The sequence below is a fragment of the Streptomyces cinereoruber genome, assembly GCF_009299385.1.
GTDB classification, from domain to species: domain Bacteria; phylum Actinomycetota; class Actinomycetes; order Streptomycetales; family Streptomycetaceae; genus Streptomyces; species Streptomyces bikiniensis.
Genome location: NZ_CP023693.1, coordinates 6,772,250 through 6,785,612, shown reverse-complemented (window position 1 = coordinate 6,785,612; position 13,363 = coordinate 6,772,250). Strand labels below are relative to the sequence as shown.

12 protein-coding genes are annotated in these 13,363 nt (G+C 75.2%); 4 read left to right on the top strand and 8 right to left on the bottom strand.

The genetic code is table 11. The annotated features are described in order from the left end of the window. Nucleotides 1-150: 150 nt before the first annotated feature. The gene (locus CP977_RS30500) at nucleotides 151-2,277 is read right to left on the bottom strand and encodes a SpoIIE family protein phosphatase (protein ID WP_152371189.1); all 2,127 of its coding nucleotides are present in this window, start codon (nucleotides 2,275-2,277) and stop codon (nucleotides 151-153) included. Nucleotides 2,278-2,339: 62 nt separating this feature from the next. After that, a complete protein-coding gene (locus CP977_RS30495; RefSeq protein ID WP_229991776.1) occupies nucleotides 2,340-3,527 on the bottom strand; it encodes a DUF6777 domain-containing protein in 1,188 nt (395 codons plus the stop codon). Nucleotides 3,528-3,743: 216 nt separating this feature from the next. Between CP977_RS30495 and CP977_RS30490 the strand changes: the two genes are divergently transcribed. Genes CP977_RS30490 through CP977_RS30480 form a run of 3 tightly spaced genes read left to right on the top strand, consistent with a single transcriptional unit; the run spans nucleotide 3,744 to nucleotide 6,623 of the window. Continuing rightward, nucleotides 3,744-4,625 (top strand): YndJ family protein, encoded by an 882-nt coding sequence (locus CP977_RS30490; protein ID WP_152371679.1) that lies wholly within the window; start codon nucleotides 3,744-3,746, stop codon nucleotides 4,623-4,625. Then, complete coding sequence (locus CP977_RS30485) at nucleotides 4,622-5,176, top strand: DUF1990 family protein (RefSeq protein WP_062759774.1); 555 nt, start codon at nucleotides 4,622-4,624, stop codon at nucleotides 5,174-5,176. The genes CP977_RS30490 and CP977_RS30485 overlap by 4 nt, the downstream gene beginning before the upstream one ends. 22 nt (nucleotides 5,177-5,198) lie before the next feature. Then, on the top strand, nucleotides 5,199-6,623 hold the full coding sequence (locus tag CP977_RS30480) for a lipase maturation factor family protein (RefSeq protein WP_152371188.1): 1,425 nt from the start codon (nucleotides 5,199-5,201) through the stop codon (nucleotides 6,621-6,623). A gap of 75 nt (nucleotides 6,624-6,698) precedes the next feature. On the opposite strand, the gene CP977_RS34270 is transcribed toward CP977_RS30480, so the two are convergent. The 3 genes from CP977_RS34270 to CP977_RS30470 form a co-directional block, all read right to left on the bottom strand. Next, nucleotides 6,699-6,869, bottom strand: a complete 171-nt coding sequence (locus CP977_RS34270; protein ID WP_163013712.1) for a hypothetical protein — start codon at nucleotides 6,867-6,869, stop codon at nucleotides 6,699-6,701. Nucleotides 6,870-7,151: 282 nt separating this feature from the next. Then, nucleotides 7,152-8,627: an SDR family NAD(P)-dependent oxidoreductase gene (locus CP977_RS30475; RefSeq protein ID WP_109184616.1), complete on the bottom strand. Its 1,476-nt coding sequence runs from the start codon at nucleotides 8,625-8,627 to the stop codon at nucleotides 7,152-7,154. Between the two features lie 93 nt (nucleotides 8,628-8,720). Next, nucleotides 8,721-9,434, bottom strand: coding sequence for a (2Fe-2S)-binding protein (locus tag CP977_RS30470; protein ID WP_152371187.1), 714 nt, complete (start codon nucleotides 9,432-9,434; stop codon nucleotides 8,721-8,723). Nucleotides 9,435-9,663: 229 nt separating this feature from the next. On the opposite strand from CP977_RS30470, the gene CP977_RS30465 reads away from it, so the two are divergent. After that, entirely contained in the window at nucleotides 9,664-10,665 is a 1,002-nt protein-coding gene (locus tag CP977_RS30465) for a DMT family transporter (protein WP_152371186.1), read from the top strand. Here CP977_RS30465 and CP977_RS30460 read toward each other — a convergent pair. The 3 genes from CP977_RS30460 to CP977_RS30450 form a co-directional block, all read right to left on the bottom strand. Continuing rightward, on the bottom strand, nucleotides 10,546-11,967 hold the full coding sequence (locus CP977_RS30460) for a transglycosylase family protein (protein WP_152371185.1): 1,422 nt from the start codon (nucleotides 11,965-11,967) through the stop codon (nucleotides 10,546-10,548). The two genes, CP977_RS30465 and CP977_RS30460, sit on opposite strands and share 120 nt — an antisense overlap. A gap of 388 nt (nucleotides 11,968-12,355) precedes the next feature. After that, nucleotides 12,356-13,021, bottom strand: coding sequence for an aspartate/glutamate racemase family protein (locus CP977_RS30455; RefSeq protein WP_229991773.1), 666 nt, complete (start codon nucleotides 13,019-13,021; stop codon nucleotides 12,356-12,358). Beyond that, entirely contained in the window at nucleotides 13,015-13,359 is a 345-nt protein-coding gene (locus tag CP977_RS30450; RefSeq protein WP_152371184.1) for a GNAT family N-acetyltransferase, read from the bottom strand. Before CP977_RS30450 ends, CP977_RS30455 begins: the two co-directional genes overlap by 7 nt. Nucleotides 13,360-13,363: the final 4 nt, after the last annotated feature.

Here is a 13,363-nt window from a genome sequence, read left to right as displayed (position 1 = left end):
GACCGCAGTCAATCGCGCACTGACAGTTACGGTCAAGTACGGTCAGTTAACGCTCCGTAAATACCCTCGGTCGTCTGTGTGCCGCGGGTGTCCGGAAAATCTTTTCGGGCCTCCGGAGAACACCTCAGGCCTCCGGAGAACGCCTCAGGCTCAAGTCTCCGGGACGACGCTCTCCACGACGAACTCGCACCACACGCACTTGCCGCCGCCCCGCGACTCCACCCCCCACGCGTCGGAGAGCTGGTCGACCAGGAGCAGCCCCCGGCCGGACACGCCCGCCTCGCCGGCCTCGCGGCGCCGGGGCAGGGCGCTGGAGCGGTCCTCGACCTCCACCCGCAGCCGCCGCGTGGGCCCGGGGAGGACCCGCAGGGTCACGATCGCCCCGCCGTCGGTGTGCATCAGGGCGTTGGTCATCAGCTCGTCGGCGACCAGCTCGATCTCGTCCGCCCTCTCCCCCGCGCCCCAGGCCCGGACCGCGGCCCTGATCATGTGGCGGGCGGAGCGGAGCGCCTCCGGGTCGCTCTGGGCCACGTGCTGCTGGAACCGGCCGGCCCCCGGCGCGGCGTACGTGCCGTGGCGGCGCAGCAGCAGGATCGCGACGTCGTCCTCGCCGCCCCGCTCGGCGACCACGTCGCACAGGTGGTCGGCGAGCTCCTGGAGGTCGTCGGGGCCGCGCCGGACGAGGGAGGAGAGCCACTGGAGGCCTTCGTCGAGGTCGGCGCCCGGCTTCTCCACCAGGCCGTCGGTGTAGAGCAGCAGGGTCTGCCCGGGGTCGAGTTCGAGGGTGGTGACCGGGTAGTCGAGGCGGCCGAACTCCGCGGAGAGTCCGAGCGGCAGTCCGCCCTCCACCGGCAGCCTGCGGCAGCGGCCGTCGGACTCCCTGATCAGCGGGTCGACGTGGCCGGCGCGGACCAGCTGGACGACCCCGGTGCGGAGGTCGACCTCGGCGTACGTGCAGGTGGCGAAGCGCTCGGTGTCGAGTTCGTGGAGGAAGACGGAGGCCCGCGCCATCACGGTGGCCGGGGTGTGGCCCTCGGCGGCGTAGGCGCGCAGCACGATCCGGAGCTGGCCCATGACGGCGGCGGCGTGGGTGTCGTGGCCCTGCACGTCGCCGATGACGGCGCCGACCCGGCCGCCGGGCAGCGCGATGACGTCGTACCAGTCGCCGCCGATGTCCCGGCCGAGCCGGGCCGAGCGGTAGCGGACGGCCGTCCGGGCGCCGGGCACCTCCGGGATCCGGCGCGGCAGCATGGCCTGCTGGAGCCCTTCGGCGAGGTCGTGCTCCTGCTCGTACAGCATGGCCCGCTGGAGGCTCTGGGCGATGCTGCTGCTGAGGGCGACGAGCAGGGTCCGCTCGTCCTCGCTGAAGCCGGTCCGGTCGCTGTAGAGCAGTCCGAGCGCGCCGATCGGGCGGGCCTGGGCGATGAGCGGGAGGTAGGCGGCGGCGGTGACGCCGAGTCCGCTGATGTGCGGCCAGAGCACCGGGTAGGAGTCGGAGAAGTCGCGCGGCGAGTCGATGAACCGGGGGCGCAGGGTGCGGATCACCTCGCTCATCGGGTACGGCTCGTCCACTCGGGTGAAGCGGGTGCCGGGCACGAAGGCGCCCTCGGGGCCCTCGGCGACCAGGTGGATGCGGCCCGCCTCCAGGAGGCCCATGACGAGGCTGGCGGCGCCGAAGTGTTCGAGGGCGTGGGAGTCGTTGAGGAGGTCGATGACGTCCTTGACGGTCCGGGCGTGGGCGAGGGCGGCCGTGGTGCCCTCGACGACGCCGGCGCGCTTGCGGCGCCCCTCGTCGAGGCCGAGCCGGGCGGCGGACTCGGTGAGTTCGTGGGTGGCGTCGCGCAGCACGCCGATGATCCGCACGGGGCGACCGGTGGCGTCGCGGTGGACGATCCCCTGGGTGTGGGTCCACTGGTGGCGGCCGTCGCGGCGGCGGATGCGGAAGTACGCGCCGTACTGGTCGCTGCCGTCCTTGAGCGCCTGCGCCACCAGGGCGTCGAGGCGGCTGCTCTCGTCCGGGAGCACCCGTGAGCCCAGGGACTCGGGGCGTCCGTCGTACTCCTCGCGGTCCAGGTCGAAGACGGCGAGGGCGGCGTCGTCCATCTGCATGGTCCCGGTGAGCAGGTCCCAGTCGAAGCCGCCCATGCGGAAGGCGGAGCCGTACTCGGACAGGATCGGAGCCCCGTCCGGCGGCCCACCTGGTGACTCGCTCCGCGGCCCGCCCTGCGCACGGCGGACCGGGCCGTTCGCCTCCCCGCCCCCGTTGCCCGCGCTCATGGGGCCACGCTAGGCGCAGCCCCGCCCGTACGCACCACGAAGATCCGCTCCACTTCTCGGACTCACCCCTCGAAGGCCTCGAAGGTGTCGGGCTGGTCCGGCACCGGCTCGGGCGGGAAGAGTTCCTCGGGCGGCAGCTCCCCGTCCGGCGGGACGGGTGGCTCGGCGGAGGGGTCGGGGAGGGGTTCGGTGTCGGGGTCGGTGTACGGGTCGGGGGCCGGTTCCGTGTACGGGTCGGGGCCCGTCGGGGCGTCGGGGACCGGCGGGTCCTGCGGCGGCGGCACGGGCTCCGGCGGGGTGGAGCGGTCGGGGGTGCTGGGGGCGGGCGTGGCCGGGCCGGAGGCGTCCGGTTCCGGTGTGCCGGAGCCCTCCAGGATGCACGCGTCCGGGTCGCAGGAGGGCTCCACGGCGGGCTTGCGGTCCTCCTCGCCGTCGCTGCCCGTCCGGCGCTCGATCCAGCTGCGGTCGGTGGCGTTCACGATGACCAGGCTGGTGACGACGGTGCCGGTCGGGCGGACGACGACCACGTGGTCGGGGTCGAAGGCGTCCCAGGGGACGCCCACGTAGACGCCGCCCCGGTCCCCGGCGGGGGCGCGGAGCGGGTTGCCGCCGGCGCAGCGGACGCGCGGGGAACCGTACTGGTCGACGAGGACGGCCGTACCGGTCTGGAGGACGGCCTGGTGGGCGGTGGCCCGGCCGCCGCGGTAGCCGTGGCCGGTGACGCGGGTGTCCACGCGCAGGGCGACCGGGGTGAGGCCGCGCAGCCAGTCGGCGACGCCGGCCTCGGGGACTCCGGCGGCCTCGGCGAAGGCCCGCGCCTTCTTCGTGTCCCCGGTGAGGAGGGAGACCTGCCGTTCGACGTCGCAGCTGCCGACGGCGCGGGTGCCGCCGTAGAGGCCCGGGGTGGAGCCGGCGACCTCGCGGGCACGCTGCCCCTCGGGGGGCCGGGGCGGGTCGGAGGGGCGGGCGGTGTTGCGGACGGTGGAGGCGGTGAAGGGGTCGGGCCCCGGGGCGGCGGCCGACTGGAGGAGGACGTCCTGGGCGGGGGCCGCGACGGGCCGCCCCGCGCCCCCGGCACCGGTCCCGCCGGAGGAACAGCCGGCGAGCAGCAGGACGGAGGCGAACGCGACCCCGGCGAGACGCGCGCCGTCGCGAGGAGCGATCGCGTCGCCGGGGGGAGGGACGGGGGTGGGGGTAGAGGTGGGGGTGGGGGTGGGGTTTCGCCGCGTCCGGCGAAGGGGTGAGCGCACCTGGTACTCCCGACTTTCTCTCCCCCGGGCCCGGAGCCCGGTTCCGGCCAAGTCCCTCGTGTCTCCTCATGTCTGTCGCAGCGCGCGGGCACGCGCAAGCGGAGGGGGGCCGACCGGGTCGCCCGCCGGAGCACGCCACTTGAACACGTTCAAGAAAAGCCCTACGCTCGAACCGTTGCTTGAACGCGTTCAAATGGGGGTGATGGCATGACCGCGCTGTCGATCCTGGTGGCATCGGTCGTGATGATCGGGATGTTCTGGGTGGTCCCGACGGGGCTCTCGCTCCTCGACGGCCCCAGACCCCCCGGTCTGGACCGGCTCCGGCGCGCCTGGCCGCTGCTCGCCGTCCCCGGGGCGCTCTCCCTCTGGTTGCCCCGCTCCGGCCTCTCGGCCGGCCTCGCCGCCGTCTACGCCCTCGCCACCCTGGCGCTCGCGTACCAGGCGCCGGCCCGGCTCATGCTGACCCGCTCGCTCCGGCCCCGGGAGGTCGCCGTCCTGACCGCCCTGGCCTCACCCTCGGTCGCGGGCCTCGCGCTCGTCGCGGAGCGGGCCTCGTACCCGCTCTTCGGCTTCGACCTGGACATCCTCGCGCTCACCGTCCCGCACTTCCACTTCGCGGGCTTCGCCGCCGCCCTGGTCGCCGGTCTCGTCTGCCGCGCCTCCGAGGACGGCCCCACCGCCCGCTTCGCCGCGCTCAGCGTCCCCGCCGGCACCCTGCTCGTCCTGATCGGCTACTTCGTGGACGACTGGGCCGAGCTGGCCGGCGCCGTCGTCCTCACCGCCGGCATGGCGGCGGTCGCCGTCCTGACCCTGCGCGAGCGCCGCGACCTCGCGGCCGACCGCCCCACCCGTACCCTGCTCGCCGTCTCGGCCCTGGTCCTCGCCGCCACCATGCTGCTCGCCCTGGACTGGGCGCTCGGCGAGGCCACCGGCCTCCCCCACCTCGACCTGACCTGGATGGCCGCGACCCACGGCCTGGGCAACGCCCTCGGCTTCGCCGTCTGCGCCCTCCTCGCCCGCCGCCGTCTGCGCGCCGGCGGCGTCCCCGCCGTCCCGGCCGCCGCCCCCGCCCACCCGCGAACGGAGTCCCCGGCATGACCCGCCTCCTGAAGGACCTCTCCCGGCCCGACCGCCACCACCCCGGCGGCCCGACCTACCGCGAGGTCGGCGCCACCCGCACCCCCGAAGCGCTCCCCGAGGGCTACCACCACCTGCGGTACAGCACGGTCGTCGGCCACGGCCGGGCCGCCTTCGCGGCGGCCGGCACCGCCGTCACCGCCTGGCGGATGCACCGCCGCTCCGGCGCGGGCCTCACGGCCGACGCCGACCGCGCGGGCCCCGGCGTCCGCGTGGAGGTGTCGGCGGGCGTCGGCCGGTTCCGGATCGCCGTCCCCTGCGCGGTGATCTGGACGGCGTACGAGGAGGACCGCACCGGCTTCGCGTACGGCACCCTCGCCGGCCATCCGGAGTGCGGCGAGGAGTCCTTCCTCGTGACGCTGGAACCGGACGGCGCCGTCCGGTTCACGGTCACCGCCTTCAGCCGTCCGGCCGTCTGGTACACCCGGCTCGCCGGCCCCCTGGTGCCGTTCCTCCAGCGCGCGTACGCCCGCCGACTCGCCCGGACCCTGCGGCGTCTCGTCAGGAGCTGATCCCGGGCCGATACTGGAGGCGATGGAGTGGTTCACGGCGCCCGACCTCTGGCTGAGCCGGATCGTCTTCCAGCGCGGTCTGGCCGGACTGTACTTCGTGGCGTTCCTGTCGGCGGCCCTCCAGTTCCGGGCGCTGATCGGGGAGCGCGGCATGCTCCCGGTGCCGGAGTACGTGCGCCGCACCCGGCCGCGCCACACGCCCTCGCTCTTCCACTGGCGCTACTCCGACCGCCTGTTCGCGACGGTCTCGTGGACCGGCGCCGCGCTGGCGCTCGCCCTGGTGGCGGGCGCCGGGGACGCCGTGCCGCTGCCGGTGTCGATGCTCCTGTGGCTGGTGCTCTGGGCGCTCTACCTGTCGATCGTGAACGTGGGCCAGACCTGGTACGCCTTCGGGTGGGAGTCGCTGCTCCTGGAGGCCGGGTTCCTGGCCGTCTTCCTCGGCAACGACGACACGGCCCCGCCCCTCCCGGTGCTCCTGCTGCTGCGCTGGCTGCTCTTCCGGGTCGAGTTCGGGGCCGGGCTCATCAAGATCCGCGGCGACCGCTGCTGGCGGGACCTGACCTGCCTGTACCACCACCACGAGACCCAGCCGATGCCCGGCCCGCTGAGCTGGTTCTTCCACCACCTCCCCCGCCCGCTGCACAAGGCGGAGGCGGCGGCCAACCACGTCGTCCAGCTCGTCGTGCCGTTCTTCCTCTTCGCCCCGCAGCCGGTGGCCACGGCGGCGGCCGGTCTGATGGTGGTCACCCAGCTGTGGCTGGTGCTCTCGGGCAACTTCGCCTGGCTGAACTGGATCACCGTCGTGCTCGCCCTCTCCGCCGTGGACGCCTCCCCGCTCACCGGCGACCGTCCGCTGCCGGACCCGCCGCTCTGGTACGTCGTCCTGGTCGTCGCGGTGACCGTCCTCGTCCTGGTCCGCAGCTACCGCCCGGTGCGCAACCTGCTCTCCCGGAACCAGGCCATGAACCGCTCGTACGACCCGTTCCACCTGGTCAACAGCTACGGAGCGTTCGGCACGGTCGGCCGGGTCCGGGACGAGATCGTGGTCGAGGGCACCGACGACCCGGCGCCGCACGAGGGCACCGTCTGGCGCGAGTACGGCTTCAAGGGCAAGCCGGGCGATCCGCGCCGGCTGCCGCGCCAGTTCGCCCCGTACCATCTGCGGCTCGACTGGCTGATGTGGTTCGCCGCGCTCTCCCCCGGGTACGCGCGCGCGTGGTTCGGGCCCTTCGTGGAACGGCTGCTCGACGGCGACCGGGACACCCTGCGGCTGCTCGCCCACAACCCGTTCCCGGACGCGCCGCCGGTCCACGTCCGCGCCCGGCTGTACCGCTACCGCTACACGACCTGGCGCGAGCTGCGCGCGACCGGCGCGTGGTGGCACCGGGCCCTGCTGCGGGAGTACCTGCCGCCGACCCGGCTGCGGAAGCCCGTCGGCGAGCCCTGAGGGGGTCCGGACGTGCCGGTGCCCCGGCCGAGGGTTCGGCCGGGGCACCGGGGGGCATCACTCCGGGGCGTCGGCTCAGTCGATGCCCGGCAGGATGTGGGGCTCGGCGAGGTCCTCCTCGTAGCCCGCGAGCCGGATCGGGGCCGAGCGGGCCCAGACCTCGAGGCTTCCCAGCTCGCCCTTCCGGCGCGGCCGCTCGGTGGATTCGGTCGGTCGCGGTTCCTGCTTGGTCAGTTCGGGTGTCACCGCGCACTCCTTAGTGTCGCGCTACCTGTAGGACAAGTGCCGTGCGGTCGCGGTGGCGCCGTTCGTCGGGCGGGACCGCGGCCTTGGTGGCGGGCCAGTCCCGGGCCGACCGTGGGGAAGGTGTGTCTCCTCGGTGGCCGACCGTGAACATCAGAGTAACCAAATGAGCGCGCCCGCGCTCTACCGGGCTCGGAAGTGTGACGCGTTCGGGTGAAACGAGCCGAAAAAGCGCCCCACCCGGCCGGTGGGGCGCTCTTGCCGAAAACCGAAAAGGGACGGTGTCTACCAGTTGCCGGGGGCGTAGTCCTTGAGGAACACGCCGTACAGGTCCTCGCCCGCCTCGCCGCGCACGACCGGGTCGTAGACCCGGGCCGCGCCGTCGACCAGGTCGAGCGGGGCGTGGAAGCCCTCCTCCGCGAGGCGCAGCTTGTCGAAGTGCGGACGCTCGTCGGTGATCCAGCCGGTGTCGACGGAGGTCATCAGGATGCCGTCGGTCTGGAACATCTCCTGGGCGCTGGTCCGCGTCACCATGTTCATCGCGGCCTTCGCCGCGTTGGTGTTCGGGTGCCCGGCGCCCTTGTAGCCGCGGCCGAAGACGCCCTCCATCGCGGAGACGTTCACGACGTAGGAGCGCCCGCTGGACGCCTTGCGCGCGGCCTCGGCCATCACCGGCCGCAACTTGCTGATCAGGATGAACGGCGCCGTGTAGTTGCACAGCTGCGTCTCCAGGAGCTCCACCGGGGAGATCTGGTCGATGCTCTGCACCCAGGTGTTGCTCTCGACGACGTCCGGCAGCAGGCCGCCCGCGTCGATGGCGGTGCCGTCGAGGTGCCGGGCGATGCTGGCGTTGCCCGCGACCAGGGCGAGGTCCGCGACCTTCTGGGCCTCCAGACCGCTCGTGCCGAGCGGCAGCGCGGCGATGCCGTCCACCGCGCCCGAGTTGAAGGCGCCGATGACGTCGTGGGCGGGCAGCTCGCCGGCGGGCAGCGGGGCGCCCTCGCCCTCGACCAGGGCGGCGTACGCGGAGGGCAGCCGGCGCACGGTCTGGGTCGCGTTGTTGATGAGGACGTCCAGCGGGCCGGCCTCGGTCATCCGGTCCGCGAGGGCCACGGCCTGGGCCGGGTCGCGCAGGTCGATGCCGACGACCTCCAGGCGGTGCAGCCAGTCCGCGGAGTCCTCCATCGCCTTGAAGCGGCGGATGGCGTCCTTGGGGAAGCGGGTGGTGATCGTGGTGTGGGCGCCGTCGCGCAACAGCCGCAGCGCGATGTACATGCCGATCTTGGCGCGGCCACCGGTGAGCAGCGCGCGCTTGCCGGTGAGGTCGGCGCGGGCCTCCCGCTTGGCGCGGTTCTCGGCGGCGCACGGCTGGCAGAGCTGGTGGTAGAAGTAGTCGACCTCCACGAACCGCGTCTTGCAGACGTAGCAGGAGCGGGGGCGCTGGAGGATGCCCGCGATCCGGCCCTCCTCGGTGACGGAGGTGGGCAGGATGCCCTCGGTCTCGTCGTCGATGCGCTGCGCGGAGCCGGTGGCCGTGGCCTCGGTGACCGCCTTGTCGTTGGCGGTCTTGGCGGCCCGGCGCTCCTGGCGGCGGCGCTGCTTCACGGTCCGGTAGATCCCGGCGGTGGCCCGGCGGACGCGGATCGCGTCCGGGTGGTCTATCTCCAGTTCGTCGAGCTCGTCGAGGACGGCGAGGCAGACGGCCAGGCGCTCGGGGTCGATGCCCGGCCCGTAGTCCTGGTTTTCTTCGGTCACCGTCATGGCCTTCGGGTTCCTCGTTCGCTCGTGCGTCGCCGCTCTCGGAGTTTCGCCGCCCCCGGGCTCTCGCCTGCGCGGGCTTTCGAAAGGGGGAGTTTACGGAGCGGGGGGCCGCGCCTCCAAACCCGTTCGGGGGGCGTGGTCGAAGACACAGTCGCCGCACAGCCCGCCGCCGGGGCAGCGGTAGTAGAGGCAGCAGCTCGCGCGGCGCAGCCGGGGGCCGCGGACCGTGCCGGCGAGGTCGGGGTGGTCGAGGAGCTCCGCGACCAGGGCGGCGGCCCGGTCGGCCGCGTCGGGCCTGCCGTGGGCGCGGGCCCAGCGGGTCAGTTCGCGCAGGGCGCCGGCGAGGGCGGAGCCGGCGTTGCCCCAGAGCAGCCGGGGCGCCATGCGGCCGTCGCGGCGCAGGGCCGCGTGGAGCGGGGCGAGGTGGGCCTCCTGGACGGCCGCGCGGAGGTCGGCGGCGGTGGCGGGGCGGGTCGCCGAACCGGCCCACCACAGGTCGTCGGGCGAGGTCAGGGCCCCGTCCCAGTACAGCTCGGCGGGGTCGAGGCCGGGGAAGCGGCCGTACAGGGCGGCGGGACCGAGGGCGGTGGACCAGAGGCGGGCCGCGAGCCCCAGGTGGGCGACGGAGGCGCCGACGCGCCGTTCGGGGGCCCCGAGCCGGGCGGCGACCCGGTCCACGCGCGCGGCGAGGGGGCCGCCCTCCCCCGCGTAGATCCGGGCGAGCGGCAGATGGGCCCCGCCGGTCTCCGGCGGGGCGGTCCGCAGGGCGAAGAACCCGCCCACCGATCCGCTCTCGACAAGGTCCATCCCGCCCCACGCTCCTGTCCCGCACCGTCGTCCGCCCCGGGGCCCGATCCCGGGCCGGCGCCCACGGTAGCGCCCCCGGCGGGGGCCGGAGGACCGGTTCGCACCGGTTCCGACCTGCGGGGCGTACACCCGTGGATGTACGCGGGAGGCCCGTACTGCGGAAGGGGTACGGGCGAAGGGTCCTCCGGTACGACGACGCGAACGGCCGGGAAGGAGGATCGTGGAAGGCATGAGTCCCCTCGTGCTGTCCGTCGTCCTGGCCCTGGTCTCCGCGGTGGCCTACGCGGCCGCGGCGATCGTCCAGGAGCGGGTCGCGGCCTCCGCCGCCGGCCCGCGCTACGCACCGCTGCGCCGCCCGGCCTGGTGGGGGGCGGTGGCGCTCAACGGCGCCGGGGCGGCCCTGCACGTCGCCGCCCTCGCGTACGGGCCGCTCAGTCTGGTCCAGCCGCTGGGCGCGCTCACGATCGTGTTCGCGCTGCCCATGGCGGCGCTCTTCGTCGGCCGGGGGGCCGGACGGCGGGCCCGGCACGGCGCCCTCATGGCCACGGCGGGTCTGGCGGGCCTGCTGAGCCTGACGACCGGGGCCGACGCGCGGTCCCTGGGCGACGGGGACCGGTGGCTGCTCACGGGCGCCGCCTTCGGCACGGTGGGCCTGCTCTTCGCGGGCGCGCACCTGGTGGGCCGGCCGGCGCTGCGCAGCGTCCTGCTGGCGACGGCGGCGGGCGTCTCCTTCGGCGCCGCGTCGGTGTTCACCAAGGCGGTGGCCGGGGAGTGGACGGCCCGGGCGCCGCTGGCCGAGTGGACGGCGCTCCTGGTCCTCTCGGTGTTCGCCGTGGGCGGGCTGCTGCTCTCCCAGGCCTCGTACCGGGGCGCGGGGCTCGCCGCCCCGCTCGCCACCCTCACGGTGGTCAATCCGGTGGTCGCGGCGGCGGTGGGCGTGACGCTGTTCGGCGAGGGCTTCCGCTACGGCGCGGCGGGGACCGTGGCGGCGCTGCTGTGCGGGGCGGTCGCCGCGGGCGGTCTGGTGGAGCTGACGCTCGACCGGATGACGCCCGCGCCGGAGGCCCCGGCCCCTCCGTCCGCGCCGGCGCGCGGGAAGGGGCCGAGGGGGTCAGACGGAGACGCCGCGGGCCCTGAGATAGGCCAGGGGGTCGATGTCGGAGCCGTACCCGGGACCCGTGCGGACCTCGAAGTGGAGGTGCGGTCCCGAGCTGTTGCCGGTCGATCCTGAGCGGGCGATGCGCTGCCCGGCGGTCACCCGCTGGCCCTCGCGGACGGTGAGGGCGGAGAGGTGCGCGTACTGGCTGTAGCGGCCGTCGTCGTGGCGGAGGACGATCTGGTAGCCGTACGCGCCCGCCCAGCCGGCCGAGACGATCCGGCCGCCTGCCACGGCCTTGACGGAGGTGCCGGTGGGGACGGGGAAGTCGACGCCCGTGTGGTAGCCGCTGGACCAGGAGGAGCCGGGCTTGCCGTAGCGGGTGCCGATGCCGGCGGCGACGGGGGCGGAGTAGCGGGCCTGCGGCGCGGCGGCGGGTCGCGGCTTGGCGGCGGGCTTGGTCGCGGGCTTCGCGACGGCGGGCTTGGCGGCCGGTTTGGCCGCGGGCCTCGCGGCCGGTTTCGCGGTCGGCCCGGTGACCGGCCTGACGGCGGACTCGGCCACGGGCTTGGTGGCGGGCTTCGCGGAGGGTGCGGTCGTCGGTTTGACGGCGGGCCGGGGGGCGACGGCCTTGGGAGGCGTCGTGACCGGCGGGGCGGTCCTGGCGGCGGGCGCGGGTGCCTTCGCGGTCTGTCCGGCTTTTCCTCCCGGTCCCTGCCCGGTCCCGCTCGGCTGCGGGGGCTTCTTGGGAGCGGCGATGCGCAGGGTGAGGCGCTGGCCGGGGAGGATGAGGTCGGGGTCGTCGCCGACGACGGGCCGGTTCGCCTCGTACAGCCGCTGCCAGCCGCCCCGGACGTTCTCCTCGCGGGCGATCTTCGACAGGGAGTCGCCGGGCGTCACGGTGTACATCTCGCGCACGGTGGGGACGGCGGTCGGGCCGGTGTTCCGCGCCGGACGCTCCGGTAAGGCGCGTTGGCCGGGCAGGGAGGCGGTGCGCGGCTGGTTGCCGCCGGACGGCTTCGCCGTGGCGGCCCGGGTGGAGACGTCGGGCGCCGCACCGCCCCGGGCTAGGCCCGCGCGGGGGCCGCAGGACGGCCAGGCGCCGGGGCCCTGTCCCTTCAGGACGCGCTCGGCGATCAGGATCTGCTGGTCCCTGGAGGCGAGGTCGGCGCGCGGCGCGTAGTGCGTGCCGCCGTACTCCTCCCAGGTGGACTGGGTGAACTGGAGGCCGCCGAAGTAGCCGTTCCCCGTGTTGATGTGCCAGTTGGAGGAGGATTCGCAGGCCGCGACCTTCTCCCAGACGTTCAGCGAGGCGGCCTGCGCCGTGCCCGCGCCCATCAGCGGCAGCGCCATGCCGGCGCCCCCCGCCGTGAGGGTGAGCGAGGCGCGGTTGACGCGGCTCGGCTGGTGACGGCGGTGACGTCCACGTACGGCCATGGGCCCCCCTAGAACACAGCGACAGCCGCCAAGTTAGGGGTGGCGCACGCTCCGTGACAAGCGGTTCACGGAATCCCGGCCGTCTTCCGTCACCTCCGCACGGGCACGGGGCCCCCGCCGGCGGGGCCGGGCTGGGGCTGGGGCTCGGGTTCCGGTACGGGCCCGCCGGGCTGCGGGGCCGGGCTCGGCCCGGGGTCCGGAGGGGACGGGACCGGGCTGGGGCTCGGTGGGGGCACGGGGTTCGGGCCGGGTACGGGGGGCGGGATGGGCGACGGGGGCAGCGGGTCGGGGTGGGGGTGGGTCATCACGGGCCTCTCGCTCGTCGGGTCGATCGCTTCCCAGGGTGGCGCGGCGGGGCGTCCGGCGCCCGTCGGGCCGGTCCTTCGGGTCAGCCCCGGCCGCCCGCTCCTCGCGTTGCCCTGGCGGCCGCCGCGAGGCCGGGGCGGGGGCTGGACAGGACGGGCAGAGGGACGGAGGTCCGTTCGGCGGCGTCGGCCATGGAGGCCTGGGCGAGGACGACGACGCCGTCCTCCGTGACGGGCGCCCGGTCCACGGCCGCGGCGACGGCGTCGAGGTACCCCTCCCGGTCCCCCGCCTCGAACCGCTCCCAGGCCCCTTCCACGACCACCGTGGTCACGGAGCGGGGGCGCGGCCCCGATTCCTCCGCGAGGAGGGCGAGCGTGGGCTCCAGGGTGGAGCGCAGTGCGGCGACGACGAGGACGCTGCCGTACCGGGCGGCCTCGGCGGCCATCGGCCGGTCCACCCTGAGGACGGGTACGCCGAGGGAGGCCGCGGCGCCCTCGGCCACTGCGCCGAGGGTGGAGCAGGTGCAGAGCACGGCGTCGGCGCCGGCCGCGACGGCCCCGGCGAGCACGGCGGCCACGTGACCGGCGACGGCCCCGGGGCCCGCCTCCCGGGCCCGTACGAGCAGTTCCTCGTGGACGAGGTGCCGCAGGACGAGCCCGGGGTGGTGGCGGTCGCGCAGGGCGTCGAAGACGGGGACGTGGACCGGCGAGGTGTGCAGCAGGGCCAGGGTGCCGGCGGGGGTCACCACAGGCCGGGGGTGGCCCTGAGCTGCTCCTTCGCCACGCGGACCACCTCGTCGGACGGCACGGGTGCCTCGTCGGGGTGGCGCTCGGCCCACTGCGCGGCGTACGAGCAGAGGGGGACGACGGGGACGCCCTCGCGGGCGGCGGTCGCGTAGAGCTCGCGCACGAGCGCCCCGGCGATCCCCTTCCCCTCGTGCGCCTCCTCGACGACGGTGTGCACGGCCACCAGGGCGTGGGGCGCGGCGTCGAGGACGAAGTAGACGACGACGCCGACGGGGGCGCCCTCCTGGAACCCCTCCAGGCGTCCGTTCGCCCGGTCGTCACGGATCAGCGGGTCGGTCATGCGC